Annotated in this window: 19 protein-coding genes and 1 pseudogene; 10 read left to right on the forward strand and 10 right to left on the reverse strand. The window is 29.3% G+C overall.

Annotation, left to right across the window (positions count from 1 at the left end; all coding sequences use genetic code 11):
• Positions 1 to 4: 4 nt before the first annotated feature.
• Positions 5 to 1,519 carry an AAA family ATPase gene (locus CAMP5121_RS01345; protein WP_337214587.1) on the reverse strand — a complete coding sequence of 505 codons (1,515 nt, stop codon included), beginning with the start codon at positions 1,517 to 1,519 and terminating at the stop codon, positions 5 to 7.
• Positions 1,519 to 2,349, reverse strand: coding sequence for an NAD(+)/NADH kinase (locus CAMP5121_RS01350; protein WP_337214588.1), 831 nt, complete (start codon positions 2,347 to 2,349; stop codon positions 1,519 to 1,521). Before CAMP5121_RS01350 ends, CAMP5121_RS01345 begins: the two co-directional genes overlap by 1 nt.
• Before the next feature lie 85 nt (positions 2,350 to 2,434).
• Here CAMP5121_RS01350 and aspS point away from each other — a divergent pair, with 85 nt between their 5' ends.
• The 9 genes and pseudogenes from aspS (at position 2,435) to CAMP5121_RS01395 (ending at position 12,719) form a co-directional block, all read left to right on the forward strand.
• Positions 2,435 to 4,186: an aspartate--tRNA ligase gene (gene aspS / locus CAMP5121_RS01355; protein ID WP_337214589.1), complete on the forward strand. Its 1,752-nt coding sequence runs from the start codon at positions 2,435 to 2,437 to the stop codon at positions 4,184 to 4,186.
• Complete coding sequence (locus CAMP5121_RS01360; RefSeq protein WP_263725266.1) at positions 4,183 to 4,755, forward strand: adenylate kinase; 573 nt, start codon at positions 4,183 to 4,185, stop codon at positions 4,753 to 4,755. Before aspS ends, CAMP5121_RS01360 begins: the two co-directional genes overlap by 4 nt.
• Positions 4,756 to 4,765: 10 nt before the next feature.
• The gene (ppa, locus tag CAMP5121_RS01365; RefSeq protein WP_120759358.1) at positions 4,766 to 5,284 is read left to right on the forward strand and encodes an inorganic diphosphatase; all 519 of its coding nucleotides are present in this window, start codon (positions 4,766 to 4,768) and stop codon (positions 5,282 to 5,284) included.
• 36 nt (positions 5,285 to 5,320) lie between these two features.
• Positions 5,321 to 6,355, forward strand: coding sequence for a hypothetical protein (locus CAMP5121_RS01370; RefSeq protein ID WP_337214590.1), 1,035 nt, complete (start codon positions 5,321 to 5,323; stop codon positions 6,353 to 6,355).
• Positions 6,356 to 6,433: 78 nt separating this feature from the next.
• Positions 6,434 to 9,046, forward strand: coding sequence for a valine--tRNA ligase (locus CAMP5121_RS01375; RefSeq protein WP_337214591.1), 2,613 nt, complete (start codon positions 6,434 to 6,436; stop codon positions 9,044 to 9,046).
• A gap of 3 nt (positions 9,047 to 9,049) precedes the next feature.
• On the forward strand, positions 9,050 to 10,006 hold the full coding sequence (locus CAMP5121_RS01380; RefSeq protein WP_337214592.1) for a methionine ABC transporter ATP-binding protein: 957 nt from the start codon (positions 9,050 to 9,052) through the stop codon (positions 10,004 to 10,006).
• Positions 10,003 to 10,665: pseudogene (locus CAMP5121_RS01385) on the forward strand (methionine ABC transporter permease); the annotation flags it as partial. The gene CAMP5121_RS01380 and the pseudogene CAMP5121_RS01385, both read left to right, overlap by 4 nt.
• 9 nt (positions 10,666 to 10,674) lie before the next feature.
• Positions 10,675 to 11,880 (forward strand): glycosyltransferase, encoded by a 1,206-nt coding sequence (locus CAMP5121_RS01390; protein WP_337214593.1) that lies wholly within the window; start codon positions 10,675 to 10,677, stop codon positions 11,878 to 11,880.
• Between the two features lie 68 nt (positions 11,881 to 11,948).
• Positions 11,949 to 12,719 (forward strand): MetQ/NlpA family ABC transporter substrate-binding protein, encoded by a 771-nt coding sequence (locus CAMP5121_RS01395; RefSeq protein ID WP_220516277.1) that lies wholly within the window; start codon positions 11,949 to 11,951, stop codon positions 12,717 to 12,719.
• 28 nt (positions 12,720 to 12,747) lie between these two features.
• On the opposite strand, the gene CAMP5121_RS01400 is transcribed toward CAMP5121_RS01395, so the two are convergent.
• Together CAMP5121_RS01400 and pta are read right to left on the reverse strand one after the other, a co-directional pair.
• Complete coding sequence (locus CAMP5121_RS01400; protein WP_263728112.1) at positions 12,748 to 13,932, reverse strand: acetate kinase; 1,185 nt, start codon at positions 13,930 to 13,932, stop codon at positions 12,748 to 12,750.
• 8 nt (positions 13,933 to 13,940) lie between these two features.
• Complete coding sequence (gene pta / locus CAMP5121_RS01405; protein WP_337214594.1) at positions 13,941 to 15,410, reverse strand: phosphate acetyltransferase; 1,470 nt, start codon at positions 15,408 to 15,410, stop codon at positions 13,941 to 13,943.
• Positions 15,411 to 15,495: 85 nt separating this feature from the next.
• Between pta and flgH the strand changes: the two genes are divergently transcribed.
• Entirely contained in the window at positions 15,496 to 16,197 is a 702-nt protein-coding gene (gene flgH / locus CAMP5121_RS01410; RefSeq protein ID WP_263664106.1) for a flagellar basal body L-ring protein FlgH, read from the forward strand.
• An 11-nt stretch (positions 16,198 to 16,208) separates the two neighbouring features.
• On the opposite strand, the gene CAMP5121_RS01415 is transcribed toward flgH, so the two are convergent.
• From CAMP5121_RS01415 to CAMP5121_RS01440, 6 genes are read right to left on the reverse strand one after another with little or no spacing between them, the layout of a single operon-like run.
• A complete protein-coding gene (locus CAMP5121_RS01415) occupies positions 16,209 to 17,609 on the reverse strand; it encodes a UDP-N-acetylmuramoyl-tripeptide--D-alanyl-D-alanine ligase (RefSeq protein WP_337214595.1) in 1,401 nt (466 codons plus the stop codon).
• Positions 17,602 to 18,345: an alpha/beta fold hydrolase gene (locus CAMP5121_RS01420; protein WP_263737055.1), complete on the reverse strand. Its 744-nt coding sequence runs from the start codon at positions 18,343 to 18,345 to the stop codon at positions 17,602 to 17,604. Before CAMP5121_RS01420 ends, CAMP5121_RS01415 begins: the two co-directional genes overlap by 8 nt.
• A 2-nt stretch (positions 18,346 to 18,347) precedes the next feature.
• Complete coding sequence (locus tag CAMP5121_RS01425; RefSeq protein WP_012661347.1) at positions 18,348 to 18,563, reverse strand: type II toxin-antitoxin system Phd/YefM family antitoxin; 216 nt, start codon at positions 18,561 to 18,563, stop codon at positions 18,348 to 18,350.
• Between the two features lie 2 nt (positions 18,564 to 18,565).
• On the reverse strand, positions 18,566 to 19,606 hold the full coding sequence (locus CAMP5121_RS01430) for a D-alanine--D-alanine ligase (RefSeq protein ID WP_337214596.1): 1,041 nt from the start codon (positions 19,604 to 19,606) through the stop codon (positions 18,566 to 18,568).
• A gap of 17 nt (positions 19,607 to 19,623) precedes the next feature.
• A complete protein-coding gene (gene ruvA, locus CAMP5121_RS01435) occupies positions 19,624 to 20,175 on the reverse strand; it encodes a Holliday junction branch migration protein RuvA (protein ID WP_337214597.1) in 552 nt (183 codons plus the stop codon).
• Positions 20,176 to 20,180: 5 nt separating this feature from the next.
• The gene (locus CAMP5121_RS01440) at positions 20,181 to 22,028 is read right to left on the reverse strand and encodes a flagellar assembly protein A (protein WP_337214598.1); all 1,848 of its coding nucleotides are present in this window, start codon (positions 22,026 to 22,028) and stop codon (positions 20,181 to 20,183) included.
• Positions 22,029 to 22,039 lie beyond the last annotated feature (11 nt).

Below are 22,039 nucleotides of genomic sequence, written 5' to 3' on the forward strand. Positions count from 1 at the left end.
GTTTTTAAAGTAAAGTTCTAGTAAATTCTAAAGCCTCTTGTGTGATATTTTCCCCACTTACCATTCTAGCAAGTTCTCTTACTCTTTCTTCTTTTTCTATTCTTCTTACCCTACTTTCATTTCCTATTTTTTCTACTAAAAAATGATTGCTTGCTTTTGATGAAAGCTGTGGTAAATGTGAAATTGCAAAAATTTGATAAAACTTAGCAAGCTCTTTTAATACTTCAGCTATACTCATTGCTTCTTTACCACTTAAATTTGCATCAATTTCATCTAAAAATATTATCCCACTAGCTTTATTAGTAACATTACATTCTGTTGCAATAAAAGAAAGTCTTAGACGGTTTATCTCGCCTGAGCTTAAATTTTTTAAACTAGCCTCATTGATATTTAAACTCACTTCATCTTTACCTAAAATACTTAAAGAACAATCTTTAAGTTCTAATTTAACTTCTTTCATATAAAGTTTTTCAAGATAAAAATTAAGTAATTTTTCAAGCTCTTTTAATCTTTTTTTACGCAAAGTACTTAATCTTTGACTTTTCTCATCTAAAAGCATTTTGGCATTTTGTACTTTTTCTTCTAATTCTTTTTTTTCAAAACTTAAATTTTCATAATGAGCTAATTCTGCCTTTTTCTTCTCCAAAGCTTCTAAAGCTTCTTCTATGCTTCCATATTTTGAAATCAAAGAAGAAAGTTTTTCTATCCTATCAAGTACTTCTTCTATATCAAAATCAAAATCATCAAAACTTTGATTTTCCCACACTGCCCTTAGTTCATTTAAACACTCTGAAAAAAATGAACTATCAACATCACTAATTTGCAAAGCTTCAATCACTGCTGATTCTAACTCAAAAATTCTACTTGCTCTATTCCAAGCAGCGTCGATTTTATCTTTTTTCGAAAGTCTTTTTTTTAAACTCATCAACTCATCAAATTCGCCTATTTTTGGGTTAATACTTTGGATTTTTTGTATTTCAAAGTTTGTAAATTCTTTTAATTCTTCTACCTTTTTTTCTTCTTCTTGAATTTTTTCTAATTTAGTTTTATTTTCCATATATTCTTTATAAATATTTTTATATTCATTTAAAAAATCTTGAAATTTCTTATCCTCTTTTGATTGCATAAAATCAAGTAAGTCTAAAAACCTTTCATTTGAGAACTCATTATTTTCCTTAGCTGAAAGATATTTTACAAATTTCTTAGAAAGCAAGGCTAAATTCTTTTTTGAAATAAGTTGATTATTAATAAAATAACGCGAACTTTTATCTTTTAAAAGTTTAAATACATTTAATTCTTCATTTTCAATACCAAACTCATCTAATTCAAGCTCATCATTTAACAAAATTTCTACCATTTTAGCTTCACTCTCACTTAGAGCAAATGCTGCCAAAATAGCCTTAAAAAGTACAGACTTTCCAGCACCACTTAAACCAGTAAAGACAGTAAGTCCCGCTTCTAATTCTAATTTTGCCTGTTTAAAACCTAAATTTTCTTTGATTAAAATACTCTCTATCATCACTTACCCCAATTTAACTTTTCTTTTAAAACTTGGAAATAATCTCTATCTTTTTTATGTATAAAACTAAGTTCTTTTTTACTAAGTCCTATAAGAATTCTATCATATTCTTTAGGATCAATCACTTCTTGTCCATCTAAATACAACAAACAATGCTCAACTTTCAATTCAAGCTCAAAGCCATAAGGTAAAACTATGGGCCTTTGAGTTAAAGAATGAGAACAAACTGGAGTTAGAACAAAAATTTCACTCCAAGGATGCACTATAGGCCCACCTGCACTAATATTATAAGCAGTTGAGCCACTTGAGCTAGCTATAATCAAACCATCTCCATAATAAGCATTAAAAAGTTTATTTTCAAAAAAAACTTCCACATTTGCCATTAAAGCATTATCACGAGAAAAAACCGCATCATTAAAAGCAAATTTTTTAATGATTTTGTTTTTTTTACAAAGCGTTATTTGAAGCATTTTGGCTTTTTCTATTTTAAAATCACTTTTAAAAAAATCTTTAAAAAAACTTTCTACCTCATTAAAAGAAAGAGCTGTTAAAAAACCTAAATTTCCTGCATTTATACCCAAAATAGGCTTTTTAGCTTGATAAACTTGTCTACATAAAGACAAAAGCGTACCATCTCCACCCAGAGAAATCAAAAAATCTAATTCTTGTAAATCTTTTAGATTAATTTTTTCTTGCTCTAGCAACACAAGCTCTATATTTTTTTGCAAAAAAATTGCTCTTAAAAAATCAATTTGCTTGTTTAAATTTGTATTTAACCTACAAAATAAGCCTATTTTTTGAATTTTTTCTATATTTATACATTTTTTCATAAAAAAATTATAACAAAACTTAGCTAAGCAAAAGAATAAAATACTATAATAACAAAATTGAACAAAATTAAGCTAAGGAAAAATTTTGAGAACTCATTATAATACAGAGCTTAACATACAAAATGTTGGCGAGGAAGTAACATTATGTGGTTGGGTAAATTCTTACCGTGATCATGGAGGTGTAATTTTTATCGATCTTAGAGATCGTAGCGGACTTATACAGTTAGTATGTGATCCTGCAGATAATCAAGAAGCACATAATATAGCTTCATCAGTAAGAAATGAATATGTTTTAATAGCACAAGGTAAAATTCGCCCACGCGGTGAAGGACTTGTAAATCCAAAATTAAAAACTGGAGAAATAGAAGTTATTATAAGCAAACTTACTATTGAAAATGAAAGCGCTGTAGTGCCTTTTGCTATAGGTGATGAAAGCGTAAATGAAGAATTAAGATTAAAATATAGATTTTTAGATTTAAGAAGTAAAAAGCTTTATGATAATTTTGCTCTAAGATCAACTGCTTGTATAGCAGCAAGAAATTCTTTATCAAAAATGGGATTTTTAGAAGTTGAAACCCCTATTTTAACTAAAGCCACTCCAGAAGGTGCAAGGGATTATTTAGTACCATCACGCGTACATCAAGGCGAATTTTATGCCTTACCTCAAAGTCCTCAACTTTTCAAACAACTTTTAATGTGTTCAGGATTTGATAGATATTTTCAAATTGCAAAATGTTTTAGAGATGAGGATTTAAGAGCAGATCGCCAACCTGAATTTACTCAAATAGATATAGAAATGAGTTTTTGTGAGCAAAAAGATATCATAGCTATGGCAGAAAATTTACTTAAAGATATTTTCAAAGCTTGCGGAAAAGAAATTAGCATACCTTTTAGACAAATGAGTTATAAAGAAGCTATGGAAAATTATGGCTCTGATAAGCCTGATTTAAGATTTGATATGAAATTTATTGATGTGATTGATATTTTTTCAAAATCAAATAACGAAATTTTTACAAATATCGCAAAAGATACGAAGAAAAATCGCATTAAAGCTTTAAGAGTTCCAAAAGGCGATACGATTTTTTCTAAACGCCAAATGCAAAGATTTGAAGATTTTGTACGCAAATTTGGGGCAGCAGGACTCGCATTCATACAAATGAAAGAAGATGGTCCTAAGGGTCCACTTTGTAAATTCTTTAGCAAAGAGGACTTAAATGCTTTAATCCAAAGATGTGAATTAGAAGTTGGAGATGTAGTATTTTTTGGTGCAGGAGCTAAGAAAACCGTGCTTGATTATATGGGTAGATTTAGATTATTCCTCGCTGATGAAATGAAAATTATTGATGAGGATAAATTAGAATTCTTATGGGTTATTGATTTTCCTATGTTTGAACAAAATGATGATAGAAGCTATTCTGCAATGCACCATCCATTTACTATGCCAAAAAATATTGACGAGCAAGATTTAGAAGAAATTAATTCTATTGCACATGATGTGGTGTTAAATGGTGTAGAATTAGGTGGTGGTAGTATAAGAATTCATAAAAGCCCTATCCAACAAAAAGTCTTTAAGCTTTTAAATATTAATGAAGAAGAGCAAAGAAAGAAATTTGGTTTCTTACTTGATGCATTAAGCTTTGGAGCACCGCCACATGGTGGTATAGCAATAGGCCTTGATAGACTTATCATGCTTTTAACAAAATCTTCAAGCATTAGAGAAGTCATAGCTTTTCCTAAAACACAAAGAGCACAATGTCTTATGACTCAAGCTCCAAGCGAAGTAAGCAATGAACAAATGAGAGAATTAGGTATAAGATTAAGGGAGAATACTAAATGAAACAATTATTTTTAATTATAGGTGCACCAGGTAGTGGTAAAACAACCGATGCAAGCATCATAGCTAAAGATGATGCAAGCGTTACTCACTATTCTACAGGTGATTTACTAAGAGCAGAAGTGGCTAGTGGAAGCGAACTTGGAAAGACTATTGATAGCTTTATTTCTAAGGGAAATTTAGTTCCACTAGATGTAGTTGTAAATACTATCATCACTGCTTTAAAAAATGCACCAACTAATACTATATTAATAGATGGTTATCCAAGAAGTGTTGAACAAATGCTTGAGTTTGATAAGGTATTAAAAAACCAAAGTGAAGTAAATTTAAAAGGTGTTATAGAAGTTAAAGTTAGCGAAGAAGTTGCTAGAGAAAGAGTTTTAGGGCGTGCTAGAGGTGCTGATGATAACGAAGAAGTTTTCAATAATAGAATGAAAGTTTACTTAGAACCTTTAGAAGAAATAACAAATTTTTATACTAAAGAAAATATCCACCATGTAATCGATGGTGAAAGAAGTATTGAAGCTATCGTAGCTGATATGAAAAATTTAATCAATGATTTATTAAAATAAAGGATAAAAAATGGATATTAGTAAAATCAAAGTTGGAGAAGTACCAAACAAACTTAATGCAGTTATTGAAATTCCTTATGGATCAAACATTAAATACGAACTTGACAAAGAAAGCGGAGCTATCATGGTTGATCGCGTGATGTATTCAGCTATGTTTTATCCAGCAAACTATGGTTTTATACCAAATACTCTTGCAGATGATGGCGATCCTATTGATGTTTTAGTTTTAAATGAATACCCTATCCAAGCAGGAGCTGTGATTCCTTGTCGTTTAATAGGGGTATTATTAATGGAAGATGAAAGCGGTATGGATGAAAAATTACTTGCTGTTCCTGTAAGTAAAATTGATCCAAGATATGATAATATTAAAAGTTTAGATGATTTACCAAAAGCAAGCTTAGATAAAATCAAAAATTTCTTTGAAACATATAAAATGCTTGAGCCAAACAAATGGGTAAAAGTAAAAGAATTTGCAGGTATTGAAAAAGCAAGTGAAATTTTAGAAAATTCTATTAAAAATTATAAATAATCAAAGTCCTTTTAAGGACTTCACAAAGGATAAAAAATGAAAAGTATTATTGCTTTTAGTATAGCTTTTGTGGTGCTAATAGGCGCTAGTATTGGTTTTTACATGTGGTATTTTGAAGATGATTCAAATACTTATGTATATGATTATAAAAAAAGTAGTTCTTATCAAAGCTACACCCCACCAAGCACTCAATACAATCAAGAAAGAAATAATATAAGTGATAATACTTACTACCAACCACAGCAAACAAACCAAGAGCCTTTAAAAGAAGAAACTCCGGTACAAAATAATCCTATCATAGATGAAAATACAAGCACTCAAGAAGTTGCTCCAACAACCCAAACAAATATGGCTGAAGTTTCTAAAAATGAAACTACTACACCTAAAGTAGTCCAAAAAGAAGAAAAAACTCCAGTTGAAAACAACAAACAAACAAGCGTAAAAAAAGAAAAAACAACAAAATATAAAAATACCATGCAAGAATACATTGCAAAAGGCAAAACTAGCAGATATGAGCCAAGATTGAGTGATGATTTTGTTAAAGTTTATGTGCTAGATGGAAAAAGCTTAAGTGATTATAGAGTTGATATGCTAAAAGAAATGATTAATCCTATTAAAGTTAATTCTCAAGATTACAACTTGACTATTTTTATTGATATGCTATCAAATGATAATATGAAATTAAGCATATATAATAAAGATATTGTTTTTGCTAAAAATAAGAAAAAATATAATTATGTAGATGTTAAAATTTCTGATTTGAAATTTTTATTTGAAAGAAATGGATATAGCGAATACAGCAATGAAAATTTACTTGAAAAAGTCAATCAAAATCTAGCAAGAGAAGATATAATCAAAAGAATCAAAATTCAAGGTTATGCAGACGATAGAGGTAGCACTTTTGCAAACTATATGATAGGGTTAAATAGAGCAATGAACGTAGCCAAACATTTCTTTAGCTTTACTGAGGTTATAGAAATAGAATCTTTAGGAAAAGACACCTATCCTATTAAAGATAAGTCTGATTCTCAAAGACAAAATAATCGTAAAGTAGAAATTAGTTTTTTATAACTAATTTTTAAATTTCAAAACTTCTTTAACAATTTTAAGCTAACATAACAATTTATTTTCATTCTCAAGGTAGTAATTATGTATGATAAATCACTAGAAAAAGAATATTATAAAATTTGCGAAGAACGCGGATATTTTGAAATCAATGGTAATGAAAAAATTCAAGAAAAAGGCAAAAACTTTTGTATTATGATGCCACCACCTAATGTAACAGGCGTTTTACACATAGGCCATGCCCTAACTTGTACTTTACAAGATATCACGACGCGTTATAAAAGAATGGATGGTTATAAGACTCTTTATCAACCAGGGCTTGATCATGCAGGCATTGCAACACAAAATGTTGTGGAAAAACAACTTTTAGCTCAAGGCATTAAAAAAGAAGATTTAGGTAGAGAAGAATTTATAAAAAAAGTATGGGAATGGAAAGAGCAAAGCGGTGGTGCTATAGTTAAGCAAATGCGAATTTTGGGTATCACTCCTGCTTGGAGTCGCTTGCGCTTTACTATGGATGAAGGTTTGGTAAATGCAGTAAAAAAAGCCTTTGTAGATCTTTATGATAAAAAGCTTATCGTGCGTGGAAATTACATGGTAAATTGGTGCACTCATGATGGAGCATTAAGCGATATAGAAGTTGAGCATAAAGAAAATAAAGGAAAATTATATTATTTAAAATATTTCTTAGAAAATTCTCAAGAATACATCGTAGTAGCCACTACAAGACCAGAAACTTATTTTGGTGATAGCGCTGTGATGGTTAATCCAAACGATGAAAGATTTAAACACTTAATAGGCAAAAATGTCATTTTACCTTTAATAAATAGAAAAATTCCTATTATTGCTGATGAACATGTAGATATGGAATTTGGTACAGGTTTTGTAAAAGTAACCCCAGCACATGATCATAATGACTATGAAGTAGGCTTAAGACATAAACTTGAATTTATTACTATCTTTGATGAAAAAGGTATTTTAAATGAACATTGCTTACATTTTAAAGGCTTAGAAAGATTAGAAGCAAGAGATGCTATTATAAAAGAATTACAAGAAAAAGGTTTTGTTGAAAAAATAGAAGATTATACTAATCAAGTAGGATATTGCTATCGTTGTAAAAATGTAGTAGAACCTTACATTTCTAAACAATGGTTTGTAAAAAATGAAATCGCAAAAGAAAGTATAGAAAAAGTTAATCTTGGTGGAAGTAAATTCTACCCTGCACATTGGATTAATAGTTTTAATGCTTGGATGAGAGATTTAAAAGATTGGTGTATTTCAAGACAACTTTGGTGGGGTCATCAAATTCCTGTGTATTATTGTGAATGTTCTCATGAATGGGCAAGCGAAGAAACTCCAAGTCAATGTCCAAAATGCCAAAGCACTAATTTCAAACAAGACCCTGATGTTTTAGACACTTGGTTTTCTTCTGGTCTTTGGGCTATGAGTACTTTAGGTTGGGGTAATAAAGACTGGGGTAAAAACACACTTTGGCATGAAGATGATTTAAAAGATTTTTATCCAAATTCTTTATTAATCACCGGCTTTGATATTTTATTTTTCTGGGTTGCAAGAATGATGTTTCAAAGTACTAATGCCTTAGGTGAGCTTCCTTTTAAAGATATATATTTGCATGCTTTGGTTAAAGATGAGCAAGGTAGAAAAATGAGTAAGTCTTTAGGCAATGTCATTGATCCTGTGCAAAGTGTGGATGAATACAGTGCTGATATCTTGCGTTTTACTCTTGCTCTTTTAGCTATCCAAGGTAGAGATATAAAATTAAGCAATGACAAACTCATACAAGTTAGAAATTTTACCAACAAGCTTTATAATGCAAGCAAATTTTTACTTTTAAATGAAGAAAAATTTGAAGATTTAGATAAAAGCAAAATTCAAACTAACTTGGCAAAATACATGCTGTCTCGTTTTGAAGTATGCGTAAAAGAAACAAGAGAAAATTTAGATAATTACCGCTTTAATGATGCAGCAAATACTTTGTATAGATTTTTCTGGGATGAATTTTGTGATTGGGGGATCGAGCTTAGTAAGGCTGAAAAATCAAGTATAAAAGAACTTGGAAGCATTTTTAAAGAAGCATTAAAGCTTTTAAATCCTTTTATGCCATTTATTAGTGAGTATTTATACCATGAGTTAAGTAAAACTTCTATCCAAACTCATGAGTCTATAATGATTTCAAGATATCCTAAATTTAATTCTAGAGATGAAAAAACCGAAAAATTATTCAATATCATTATAGAAAGTATAGTGAGTTTACGTCGTGCAAAAACCTTAGTAGAGCTTGCAAATGCAAAAATTCAAAAAGCTTGCATAAAATTAAACGATGAGAGTTTAATAGCTGAGTTAAAAAATTACACTAATTTTATCTCGACACTTGCAAAATGTGAAAACATCGAGTTTATTAGTACAAATTTAGAAAAATCCATTAGAGATGTAAGTGAGAATTTAGAAGTATTTATACCAACTCAAGATCTTGATTTAAGCGGTGTTTTAAATAGACTTAATAGTCAAAAAATAAAACTTGAAAAAGAATTTAACAAGTTAGATGCTATGATGAAAAATGAAAAATTTATCTCTAATGCACCTGCTGCGGTTGTTGAGCAAAATAAAACTCAACTTGAAAGCATTAAAACTCAACTTGAAAAAATCAATGATGAAATTTCTAATTTAGAAGGCTAATAAGTGATAAAAATACAAAATCTTAAAAAATATTATGGCAAAGAATTAGTTATAAATGATGTTTCTTTAGAAGTTAAAGAAGGAGAAATTTATGCTCTTGTTGGACACAGCGGGGCAGGAAAATCAACTTTGCTAAGATGTATTAATGGTTTGGAAAATTATCAAAGCGGTAGCGTGCAAGTTTTTGGTAAAGAAATAGCTACCTTAAAAGAAAAAGAGTTAAGAGTATTTAGAAAAGATATAGGGATGATTTTTCAGCATTTTGCACTTATGAGCAGAAAAAATGTATTTGAAAATGTAGCTATGCCTTTAGAAATTCATAATTTTAACAAAAGCACAATTCAAAAAAGAGTTAATGAACTTTTAGATCTTGTGGGACTTTTAGCTAAAAGCAAAGCTTATCCAAATGAGCTAAGTGGTGGGCAAAAACAAAGAGTAGCCATAGCTAGAGCCCTTGCTTTAAATCCTAAAATTTTACTAAGCGATGAGGCTACTTCTGCGCTTGATCCAAATACTACAAACAATATTTTAGAGCTTATTGCCAAAATCAATCAAGAATTTAACATCAGTGTAGTATTAGTAACCCATGAAATGGAAGCAGTAAAACAAATAGCACAAAAGGCCGTATTGCTAGAGCATGGACAAATCATAGGTCAAGGAAAAATCGAAGATTTATTCTTAAAGCCAAGTGAAAAAATGCGTGAATTCTTAGGTGAAAGTGATTTTTTGCCACAAAATGGAGTCAATGTGCGCTTATATTTTTGTAAAGAAAAAGCAAACCAAAGCATAATCACTCACATGGCTAGAAGTTTAAATATTGATTTTAATATAGTTTGGGGTAAGATAGAAAAACTAAACAACAATGCTTTAGGAAATTTGGTAATCAATATAGAAGTTAAAGATCAAGAAAGAGTTTTAAATTATTTACAAGAAAATGGCGTTATTTGGGAGCTTGTATAATGAACTTAGAAACAATTTTAAGAAATTTTGAAAATATACTTTATCCAGCATTATTGGAAACTCTTTATATGAGTTTTACAGCCACTTTTTTAGCCTTTTTAATTGCACTTATCCCTGCAATTGTACTTACTGTTACTGATAAAGGCGGCTTATGGGAAAATAAAAGCATTTATAGTGTGCTTGATTTTATTATCAATATTTTAAGATCTTTTCCATTTTTAGTGCTCATTGTAGTTTTAAGTCCTTTTACAAAATATCTTATTGGTATTAGTATAGGTACAACTGCTACGATAGTGCCACTTACCATAGGAATTGCACCTTATTTAGCTAAAATGATTGAAAGTGCTTTTAAAGAAATTGATCCTGCTATCATTGAAGCAGCAAGATCTTATGGAGCTAGCAAAGCACAAATCATCTTTAAAGTTATGTTTAGTGAGGCTTTGCCAAGTATTATTAATGGTATTACTTTAATTTTAATTATTGTTATTGGATTTTCCGCTATGGCAGGAACTGTTGGTGGTGGTGGCTTGGGTGATGTGGCTATTCGCTATGGATATGAACGTTTTAGAACTGATATTATGATTCAAACTGTTGTGATTTTAATTATACTAGTGCAAATTATACAATTTATAGGAAATATTCTTTATAAAATCACCAAAAGATAAACAATGAAACATAAACTTGGTATTTTGCTAGCAGCAACTAAAAATTCAAGCTTTACCATAGGAACTCTACTCATTAACATCATGGATGTTATGGGTGAGAAGGTAGATGTATTTTATATTTTACATGATGGCTTTAGCTTGAATGATCAAAATATCATGCATAAAATTGTTAAAAACAAAACAATTAAATTTATTCCTTTTACTCAAGAAGATTTTTTAACTACTCTTGGTAAAAATCAAAATGATATTGATAATTTATTTTTCTTAAAAAGATGGACGCATATGGCTTTTGCAAGATTTGAAGCTTTTAAGTTTTTAGATGAATGCGAAAGTATTATTTATCTTGATTTTGATGTTTTACTTTTAAAAAGTATAGATGAACTTAGTAAATTAAGAGCTAGAAAATATCATTTTGGTGCAAGATTAGGTAAAACTTTGCTTCAAACAGCTCTGCCTTTGGAAAAAAATCATAACAATAAACGAGTATATCAAACAGGGATTTTAGTATTTAACGATCTTATACCAAATCCTTTACAGTGTTATCAATTTATCTATAACTATCTTTCACAAAATACTAAAAACTGGCAAGATCAAGGAATTTTTTCCTTAATGGTTTATGAAAATCACTTTAAAGTCAAAGATTTAAAAGACAAATACACAGGAAGTACTCATTATCTTACAAATCTTACACAAAATGCCTCTATAGTTCATGCTTGTGGAACTAATAGTCGTTTTTGGAATAGTAAATTTTGCAATCATACATGGCCTAAATGGCAAGAATATTATGAAAAATGGCTAGAGCTTGGAGGAAGTAAATATACAGGATCTTTTTATAAAGATAATAAACAATCTATTCAACGTACAAGATATCATTTATCATACAAACTAGGTTATGCTTTTATAGAATGTACTAAAAATAAGAAAAAAATTCCTTTTTTACCTTTTACTCTACTAAAGATTTACTATAAACACACAAAACTTGCCAAGCAATATCAAAAAGATTTAAAAACAAAACCTTATCTTAAACTTCCACCTTTATCAAGCTATGATGATTATAAAAGCGAAGGTATTAAAAATCAAAATACTTATTCTTATAAAATCGGACAAGCTCTCATTAAGGCTCAAAAAAATTGGCACAAAGGTGGTTATATAAAATTTATAAAAGAACTTAAACATTTTGCCAAAGAATATAAAAACAAACAAAAATAAAACTTTTCTTATCTTATTAATATTTTTATAATATAATCAAGCATTTTAAACTATAAAAAGGAGTTAAAATGAAATTGTTAAAATTGCTCGCTGCAAGCACAATTTTAGGTGCAAGTTTATTTGCTAATGAAGTTATCACTGTAGGTGCAACACCTGTTCCTCATGCTGAAATTTTAGAACAAACTAAAGATTTGCTAAAAAAAGAAGGTTACACATTGGAAATTAAAGAATTTAATGACTATGTTTTACCAAATCTTAGTACAGATAGTAAAGAACTTGATGCAAATTTTTTCCAACATCAGCCTTATTTAGATGAGTTTAATGCTAATAAAGGCACAAAATTAATTAGCGTTGCAAAAATTCACATCGAACCAATGGCAGTTTATTCTAAAAAATATAAAAACATCCAAGATCTTCCACAAAATGCTACCATAGCTGTACCAAATGATCCGACAAATGAAAGTAGAGCTTTGGATATTATCGCTAGCACCAAGCTCGTTAGTTTTGAAAATGCTGCATTAAAAACTCCACTTGATATTAAAGATAATCCAAAAAATATCAAATTTAAAGAGTTAAAAGCAGCACAACTTCCAAGAGCTTTAGATGATGTTGATTTTGCAGTGATTAATTCAAACTATGCCTTATCAGCAAATTTAAATCCTGTAAAAGATTCTATTTTAATAGAAAGCAAAGAAAGTCCTTATGCAAATATCTTAGTAACCACTCAAGATAATAAAGACAATCCTAAAATCAAGGCTTTAGTCAAGGCTTTACAAAGTCAAAAAGTAAAAGATTTTATCAATGAAAAATACCAAGGTGCAGTAGTCCCTGCATTTTAAAACAAACCTTGAGTTTTAAAACTCAAGGTTATTTATTTTTAATAAGCTCTGTGGTAATTTTAGCTATTTCTAATTCTTCTTCTGTTGGAATAATTAAAATTTTAATTCTAGAGTCTTTTTTACTAATCTCACCATTTCTAAGCTGTGCATTTTTATCTAAATCTATATCAAATCCCAAATGCGCTAGCCTTTGGCATACTTTTGCTCTAACAATATCATCATTTTCACCTATACCAGCTGTAAAAATCAATGCATCAACTCTAGGCAAAATCGCAAAATAAGAACCGATATATTTACTCAAACGATAACAAAACATATCAAGAGCAAGTCTTGCTTTTTCGTTATTTTGTTCAATTTGAGCTTCAATATCTCTAAAGTCATTAAACCCACAAATTCCATAAACACCACTTTTTTTATTCATTATAGTGTCTAAATCAGATGGGTTTAAATTTAATTCTTTTGCTAAAAATGGTAATACAGCAGGATCAATATCTCCACATCTAGTTCCCATAATCAAACCTTCTAGCGGTGTAAAGCCCATAGAAGTATCTACACATTTTCCATTTTCTATAGCACAAACACTCGCACCATTTCCAAGATGAGCGCTAATTGCATTAAATTCATTAATATTTTTACCAAGTATATGTGCAGCTTGCTTGCTTACATAAGAATGTGATGTACCGTGAAAGCCGTATTTTCTGACTTGGTGTTTTTCATAAAACTCATAAGGTAAAGCATACATATAAGCATAATCAGGCATACTTTGATGAAAAGCTGTGTCAAAAACTGTCACATTAGGAACTTTTGGAGCGGCTTTTATCATAGTTTTAATACCTATTAAATGCGCAGGGTTATGTAAAGGTGCTATGTGAGCAACTCTATCAATTTCTTTTAAAATTTCATCATCTACCAAACAATGCTTGGTTAAATTTGGGCCTCCATGAACTATTCTATGTCCACATCCATCAAGCTCATTTAAATCATGCAAAATTCCACTTTGAGCAAATAGTTCATTTACTAATTCAATACCTTGTTCATGATCTTTAATTGCTAATTCTTTTTTGTATTTTTGACCACTTTTTAGATCTTTTAATTCTATTTTAGAGCTTTGCTCGCCTATTTTTTCCACTAAACCAGATGCTAAAGCCTCATCTTTTTCAAAAAGCTTAAATTTAATTGAAGATGAACCTGAATTTAAAACTAATATTTTCATTTTTCTCCTTATTCTTGCGCTTGAATAGCACTTAAAATCACAGTATTAACAATATCTTCTACCAAACATCCTCTACTTAAATCATTAATCGGCTTTTTAAGACCTTGTAAAATCGGACCAATCGCTAAAGAATTTGCCGTTCTTTGCACTGCTTTGTAACAAATATTTGCCGCATTTAAATCAGGAAACACATATACATTTGCTCTTCCTGCTACTTTAGAATTTGGCATTTTACTTTTTGCTGTTAGCATATCATATGCTGCATCAAATTGTATAGGACCTTCTAGCTCAAGTTGAGGATATTTTTCTTTAGCTATTTTAGTAGCTTCTTTAATTGCATCCACGCTAGCCCCGCTTCCACTATCTCCACTAGAATACGAAAGCAAAGCCACTTTAGGTTCAAGCCCAAAAGCTTTAGCGCTATTTGCGCTCACATAAGCAATTTCAGCAAGTTGCTCAGGAGTTGGATTTGGCATAACAGCACAATCAGCAAAAACCAAAACCTTATCTTCTAAAGACATAAAAAACATACCAGAAACTAAACTCACATCAGGTTTTGTTTTGATAATTTGCAAGGCAGGACGAATAGTTTCAGCAGTAGTTGTACTCGCACCACTTACCATAGCATGCGCTTTTTGAGTATGTACAAGCAAGGTCGCAAAATATGTTTTATCTTGCACTAATTTTTTAGCTTCTTCTTTACTCATACCTTTACTTTTTCTAGCTTCATACAAAAGCTCTTCAAATTCTTCATTATATTGAGAATTTTTAGGATTTATAATACGCACACCATCGATGTTAATATTTAAACTATTAGCTTTAGCACAAATTTCATTGCTATCGCCTAGCAAAATCAAATCAACAATCTCATTTTGCATTAAAAACTCACTAGCTTTTAATACTCTTTCATCAAAACTTTCAGGTAAAACCACTACCTTTTTATCTGCTTTTGCTTTTTCAAAAAGCTCATAAGAAAATCTTGCCTGAGTTTTATAGGTATATTCTTGTAATAAATCTTGAGTAAAATCTTCATTTTCTTTTAACAAAACAAAGTCGCTAAGCTTTTGACTTAGTAAAAAATTTAACATAGTATGATTTCCATCTTGACTTTTTGCATATAATGGAGCATTTAACTCTTTAGCTAAAGCTATATTTAAACCCAAATCTCCCATCAAACCAAAATCATCTACTCCAACCACTATAACAAAATCATTTTTATTTTTTATTTTTTCAAAATCTTCAATAATTTTTTTAAAAAAATCATTTGAATTTTGAGTAAATTTGCTTTGATAATTATTTTTTTCAAAACTGCTAAAAAAATCTAGCTTGAAGTTGGTTTTTGAGCATATTAAAGCAATTTTTTCTTTATTTTTTTCACAAAAAACAGGAAAATAAAAAGCTATTTTACCTTGAACTTTTCCTAAAGACTGTGTTAAAAATTTCTCATCAACACAATTTAATAAAAACATGGATTTCATTTTTTCCTCTTTTTTAACAAAATAATTGTTTTTTTGTAATATAATAATTTTAAAATTCATCACAATAATATAAGGTTATAAAGCTATGAAATTTAAAAATGTTAATTTTTACTTGTTACCTTTTGTAATGTTTGGTTGTAGCGCCACAGTCGATCCACATATTAACATGAAACCTCCAACTTATGTAGAAGAATTAGCTCCAAAGCAAAATCATAACACCCAAAGCAATCCTGGATCGCTATTTGGCAAAGGAGATAATCCTTTATTTTCTGATAAAAAAGCAATGAATGTAAATGATTTAGTTACTGTAGTCATTAGAGAAAATGCTACACAAAACTCACAAGGCTCTAAAGCTACAAGTAAAAACAATAATGTTAATTTAGGCGGAGGACAAGTAACCACTGGTGCTGGACTTAGCAAAGCTAGAGATTTTATCAATGATTATACAAACATAGGTTATACTACAGCAAGTACTTCACAATATCAAGGCACAGGAAGCCAAACTAGAAGTGAAAATTTCCAAACCACCATTTCTGCTAGAGTGATTAAAGTTTTATCTAATGGAAATTATTTTATAGAAGGAAGTCGTGAGCTTTTAATCAATGGTGAAAAACAAATCATTCAGCTAAGTGGGGTTATAAGACCTTATGATATTTCTCAAGATAACATGATAGATAGTAAATACATAGCTGATGCAAAAATTCTTTATAAAACAGAAGGTGATATAGATAAATCTACACGCAAGCCTTGGGGAACAAAATTCATGGAAACCATTTGGCCTTTTTAAGCTAAATGGTTTTACATAAAACTTGGCGCATCATTAGAAAATAAAATCAAATCTCCATTTTGGGTTAATTTTGATAAAGTTTGCACAAGTTGAGATTTTTCTTTTAATACATAAAAATCTAATGTAATATGTTTTTGCAAAATCGTGCTATTAGCCTCTGAAGTAATAATTACAAAATCAAAACATTCATTGATTATCTTGCATAATTTTATATTTTCTTCTTCATTAACTTCAACTATACCAGGAGTTACCAAAACTTTTTTTCCTTGATAGCTTTTACAAAGCTCATAGCTTTGACTCATACCTTTAAAATTTCCATTAAAACCATCATCTATGATAAATTTAGGTTCTTTAGAAATCACTTGCAAACGATGTTCTACTGCTTTTAAATTTAATACACTTTTTATAATATTTTCTATTTTTATTCCTAAATAATGAGCAAGTAAAATACACACACTAATATTATAAGCATTAAAAGCGCCTAGTAAATTTGCATGAAAATCATAAATATTATTATCTAATCTTATTTTAAAATCTAAACCTTCTAAACTTGCCCTAACATCACTTAAACAATCATCATAAAATTCATTTTTATATAAGGTGCTTGAGTGTAAAAAGTATTTTTCTAAACGCTTGGATTTTAAAGCTTGCAACTTAGCACTGCGGATGTTATCTTGAGTTTTAAAATACTCCAAATGCGCCAAACCAATCTCACCTACTATACAAATTTGAGGATTTAAAAACTCTGTAATTTCTAAAATATCATTTTGCTCTCTTGCGCCAGCTTCTACGATATAAATTTCAGTATTATTTTCTAAATTTTCATTGATATCTTTTACTATACCCATGAAAGTATTAACACTTCTTGGAGTTTTATAGCACTTAAACTCATCTTTTAAAAGTTCGTATAAAAAATTTTTTATACTTGTTTTTCCAAAACTAGCAGTAATTAGAATAATTTTTAAATTTGGATTATCACAAATTTTTTTATTTGCTTTTTTTATAAATGTATTTTGGTTTATTTTTTCTACTAAAAAGCTTAATAAAAATGCAGCTACTAAAGCTTCTAAACCTATCCAAAAAAATGGCATAAATACTAAAGTAAAAAGCGACAAAAATAAAAAATAACGCTTAATCCTAGCAGTAAAAACTAGCTTTTTATCTAAATTTTTATATAAGTATCCACCATGTAACAAAGATAAAGCAAAAACTATAAAATATAAATAAAAATTTCCACTATACAAAGAAAACACAAAAGCAAAATAAGGAATTATTAAAAAATATAAATGCCACAAAGGCTTAGCAAAATGTAAAATTATGCGTGAGAATTTATAAGAATACCATTGCAAAGCTAAAATCAGGTAAAATCCAAGTAAAAAATTCAAACTTAAAAAAGCTATCATACTAATCATTTTTTAAAAATTCCTCATGTATTTTTTCATTTATAAAATCAGCATGTTTTAAAAAGAAAAAATGATCCCCATCTAATGCAAAAAAATTTCCTTTTTGTGCCAAAGAGTGGATAATCGCTCCACTTTTTAAAGGCGTAGCCTTATCTTCATTACCCCAAAAAATCAAAATAGGGTTTTTAAGTTTTTGAAATTCATTTTCTAAATTTTCATTAACAACCTTCTTAAAGGTTTCATACATCACTTCACTCATGCCTTGAGCGTCTTTACTAATAAAAAATTTCCTCCAAAAATCCCCATAAGGAAGATTTTTTAAAATTTTAAACAAGGCTATTTTAAACCTCACTTTAAAGCTTTTTGGCAAAACCACACCTGCACTAGAAAGTAAAATCAAACCTTGAAAATTAGCATTTTGACACATAATAGTTGCAACTTTTCCGCCAAAAGAATGCCCCATTAAATAATCTGCCTTTTGCTCAATTGTAGTTAAAAAGTCTTCTACAACCTTGGCATAAGCATAAGAATCCATAGGTGCATCTATGCTTGAATTTCCAAAACCAGGTAAATCTAAATAAATTTGTTTAAAATCACTCAAAGGCTTTTCAAAAGCTTGTTTCATAAGCTCTTTATTAGCACCCCAACCGTGTAAAATAAGAATTGTTTTTTCACATTTTGGATTGATGATTTCATAACTTAAATTATAAAAATATCCATTAGAATATACTCTAGTTTTTGCCATTTCTAGCCTTTTTTATCTTTATAAATCTTTTCTAAAAGCATTACAGCTTCATTTAAACGCTCATATTCTTCAAAACTTAAAAGCACGGCTTCAAATTTATTATTTTTTACTATCACCACTCTACCATTTTCGCTCTTTTTTGTTTTTTCAAGCATAGTACTGAAATTTCTTACTACTTCAGTTGCAGTATAAATTTCATCTTTGCTAAAAGTAGCCATGATTATAACTTACCTTTTTGCCCATTAATACTGTGAATAAAAGCATAATCAATCTTAATTTGCTTTTCTAGCTCTATATTTTTTGCTAAATTATCAACTGTGTTAGTAAAATCTTCAAATAAATAATTTGCCAATGATCCTGGATTTGGATTGATCTCATTTAAATAAACCTCATCACCTATCACAAAAAAATCACAGCGAATCAAAGCTCCTTTAAATAAAGGATTGTAAATTCTTGTAAAATTATCCCTTAGTTTTTGCTTTAATTCTTCACTAATATCCGCTTCACTGACTTTAGAACTTTCTGAAAAACCTAAATATTTTTGTTCAAAATCTAAAATTTCATTTTTTCTAGGCTCTTCAATGATAGAAAATTCCATTTTTTCACCTATCATACAACCTGCTAAGTTATATTCTTTAATATTACTTACAAATTGTTCTACCACAACATCCTCATCAAATTCAAAAGCAACATCTTTAGCATATTTAAGCTCGCTTTTATCTTTAACTATACTTATACCTATGCTACTACCTAATCTTGCAGGCTTTAAAATACAAGGAAAATCTAAAGAAACATTTTGCTCTTTATGCAAATTTAAAACCTTATAATCAAGTGTTTTTACCCCTACACTTTGTGCATAAAGTTTAGTTAAAACCTTATTAAAAGATAAAACGCTAGCTTCTATACGCGGTCCTATGTATTTTATACCATAAAAATCAAGCAAAGCAGCTATTTTGCCATCTTCGCCATCTTTTCCATGTACGATATTTACCGCTACATCAATGTCAAGTTTTTTCTCGCCTAACATAGTTTTTATAAAAAACCCACCCTGCTTTAGCACCAAGGCTTTTTCTTTTTTATAAGCACCACTGCTAAAAGTTTTTGCATTCATTTTTTCTTCATCTATAAGAAAAAATTCTTTATTTTTATCACAAAATATAAATTTTTTTTGCGCTTTGAGTACTTTTTTTAATACCACAGCACTCACAATGCTAATTTCATGCTCATAAGAATTTGCACCAAAAATTACACCATATATCATTATATTTTTCCTTTTTATTATGCTAATTTTTTCAAAGCCTCTTTAATAAGCTCACTAGTATTTTTACTCTCACAAGTTCTTAAAACCTTTAAAATATTTTCTTGTTTAAAACCAAGTGAAAGTAAAGCTGCCAAAGCTTGTGCTTGATCTTGATTAGAATTTTCTATATTGATTTTTGCATCACTTAACTCAGCTATAATTCTTTTTGCACTCTTTGGACCAATACCAGGAACCTTTTTAAATACACTCTCATCACCACTTTGCAAAGCTACATAAAAAGTATTAGTATCTAAGCTTGAGCAAAGCGCCATAGCAGTAGTTGCTCCTATACCACTAATTTTAATTAATAATTCAAACATTCTTTGCTCATTAATATCTAAAAATCCATATAATTTATGAGAGTCTTCTTTGATAATTTGCGTGATTAAAAACTCAACCTTTTGATCTTTTTCAAAATTACTTGAGCAAAAAAGCGACACATAAACACCATAACTTACCCCACTTGAAGTTTTTAAAATTACAAAAGTAGGTTCTTTTTTACTCACTATTCCTTCAATTGCCACTATCATTTAGCTTATTCCTTGTAATTACTAATAGAGCGAATTTCATAAACACTCATCCCATTTTCAGTATCTATTTTTTCAAGCTCAAAACATTGAATTTTTTCTTCACTATGAGGATGATAGCTTAATTCTTTCCTAGGATTTAATAAAACAAATTTAACCTCGTTTAAATCCATCCATTTTCCACTTTTACTAATAATTTTTGATTTTAAAAGTTCATCTTGAATTTTTTTAAGTTTTTCTATATTTGCTTTTTCTTCTTCTTTTAAGGTTTCTATTTTATTAGCTAAAATATTTAAATTTTCAATCTTTTGATTAAAATCTTTAATAGTAATCTTATAAGCTTGCGGTACAGCTCTTTTTGCACTCATTAATTCTTTTGCCTTTTGCTGTAAAATTCTCACAGAATCTTTACTCACATGGATAGTATGCTTGGTTTCTTCAATTTCTTTGACTAAATTTTCTTGTTCTTTTTTTAACTCTTCAATATGCAAAAGTATCTCTTCTCCACTTTTTTCTTTATCAAAAGCTTTGAGATCTTGAATTACAAGTTTATTACCACTTCCTTGAACTTTTTCAACATGAATCAAGCTTTTAGCAATACACAAACAATTACCACCAAGCTCTTGTATGTAAATTTCATCCGCAATAATCTCTCCACCCACAGCCTTTTTAATATTTACTTTTTTAGCCTTGATAGAACCATTTTCTAAAGTTTCAGCAAAAACTTCCTCGGCCTCACAATATCCTCTTAAGATATTAACCTCAACCTTTTGCCCTATAATAGTGCTTTTATGATGCATATTACCTTTAAGAATTACTTTTTTACCTCTTAAAACAGAATCTTGAGCCATATTACCAGTAACTTCTAATTCCTGAGCCTCAACAGTAATCCTAGGACCTATTGCATCTTCTAAACTATTTGTATTTTTAATCACAATGATAACTTGTTTATCAAAACCCGCCCAAATAGAACCCGTACTTTTAAAATCAACCTTATTAAATTCTAAATAATTTTCTATCTCATAAATAGATTTTTTTTGGATAATAAAGCCATCTTTTTTGGCAATATATTTTATACTTTCATCATCTTCTTTAACTTCAAAATTATCCGAACAAATAACTTTTTCTTTATTTGTTTTTGGTGGGAGAGCTTTTAAAATTTTAAATCTTAAATCCTTGCCATCACTACCCTCTTTTGGTTTAATCCTCTCAATAGCCACCTCATCTTTTCCTATGGGTGCTACATAGTTTCTATTCATCACATCATTGTGCTTTTTTAGATTTTCTAGGTAGTGATATTGAATTTCTTCATTTGTAGGCTCTTGTGGATTAACTCCCTTACATACTTCAAATTCAACTTCAAAATCAAATTTTTGCTTTTCTTTAACTTTGGTATTAAAATCAATAATTTGCTTTTTAAAATCAAAAATTCTAAATCCAAGCAAATATTTTTCTTTTATCATCGCTTTGTAAATAGCTTCTAAAAGTTCTAGTGCCAATTTATCATGAAAAGCAATAATTTCACTGGCTTTAACACTAGCTTTTAATAAAGTACAAATTTCATTAGTGTATAAACTGATCTCAAAAGCTGGTGAGTGTGCAAATTTTTTAAAATAAATTTCTATTTTATACTCTTGCTCTATACTTAAATCATGAATTAAAAATTTTTCATCTTCTTCAAAAATTTTTAATTCTTTTTCATTAACTTTTATCCATTCTTGATTATCATAAGTATAAGAAGTACTAAAACTTAATAATCTAAAATCAAGTTCATCAACTTCGCATTTATTTTCAGAAGCAAATATCAAAAGCTCTTTATAAGGGTCTTTAGTATATAAATTTTTCTTCTCTTCCATAGCTTAAGCTT

Origin of the sequence: Campylobacter sp. 2352 PW (genome assembly GCF_024723575.1) — a bacterium.
Taxonomy (GTDB): Bacteria; Campylobacterota; Campylobacteria; order Campylobacterales; family Campylobacteraceae; genus Campylobacter_D.

Coding starts and splice junctions, on each gene's coding strand:
- CAMP5121_RS01345 (WP_337214587.1), bottom strand. CDS start 1,519: ATGATAGAGAGTATTTTAATCAAAGAAAATTTAGGTTTTAAACAGGCA.
- CAMP5121_RS01350 (WP_337214588.1), bottom strand. CDS start 2,349: ATGAAAAAATGTATAAATATAGAAAAAATTCAAAAAATAGGCTTATTT.
- CAMP5121_RS01360 (WP_263725266.1), top strand. CDS start 4,183: ATGAAACAATTATTTTTAATTATAGGTGCACCAGGTAGTGGTAAAACA.
- ppa (WP_120759358.1), top strand. CDS start 4,766: ATGGATATTAGTAAAATCAAAGTTGGAGAAGTACCAAACAAACTTAAT.
- CAMP5121_RS01370 (WP_337214590.1), top strand. CDS start 5,321: ATGAAAAGTATTATTGCTTTTAGTATAGCTTTTGTGGTGCTAATAGGC.
- CAMP5121_RS01375 (WP_337214591.1), top strand. CDS start 6,434: ATGTATGATAAATCACTAGAAAAAGAATATTATAAAATTTGCGAAGAA.
- CAMP5121_RS01390 (WP_337214593.1), top strand. CDS start 10,675: ATGAAACATAAACTTGGTATTTTGCTAGCAGCAACTAAAAATTCAAGC.
- CAMP5121_RS01395 (WP_220516277.1), top strand. CDS start 11,949: ATGAAATTGTTAAAATTGCTCGCTGCAAGCACAATTTTAGGTGCAAGT.
- CAMP5121_RS01400 (WP_263728112.1), bottom strand. CDS start 13,932: ATGAAAATATTAGTTTTAAATTCAGGTTCATCTTCAATTAAATTTAAG.
- pta (WP_337214594.1), bottom strand. CDS start 15,410: ATGAAATCCATGTTTTTATTAAATTGTGTTGATGAGAAATTTTTAACA.
- flgH (WP_263664106.1), top strand. CDS start 15,496: ATGAAATTTAAAAATGTTAATTTTTACTTGTTACCTTTTGTAATGTTT.
- CAMP5121_RS01415 (WP_337214595.1), bottom strand. CDS start 17,609: ATGATTAGTATGATAGCTTTTTTAAGTTTGAATTTTTTACTTGGATTT.
- CAMP5121_RS01420 (WP_263737055.1), bottom strand. CDS start 18,345: ATGGCAAAAACTAGAGTATATTCTAATGGATATTTTTATAATTTAAGT.
- CAMP5121_RS01425 (WP_012661347.1), bottom strand. CDS start 18,563: ATGGCTACTTTTAGCAAAGATGAAATTTATACTGCAACTGAAGTAGTA.
- CAMP5121_RS01430 (WP_337214596.1), bottom strand. CDS start 19,606: ATGATATATGGTGTAATTTTTGGTGCAAATTCTTATGAGCATGAAATT.
- ruvA (WP_337214597.1), bottom strand. CDS start 20,175: ATGATAGTGGCAATTGAAGGAATAGTGAGTAAAAAAGAACCTACTTTT.
- CAMP5121_RS01440 (WP_337214598.1), bottom strand. CDS start 22,028: ATGGAAGAGAAGAAAAATTTATATACTAAAGACCCTTATAAAGAGCTT.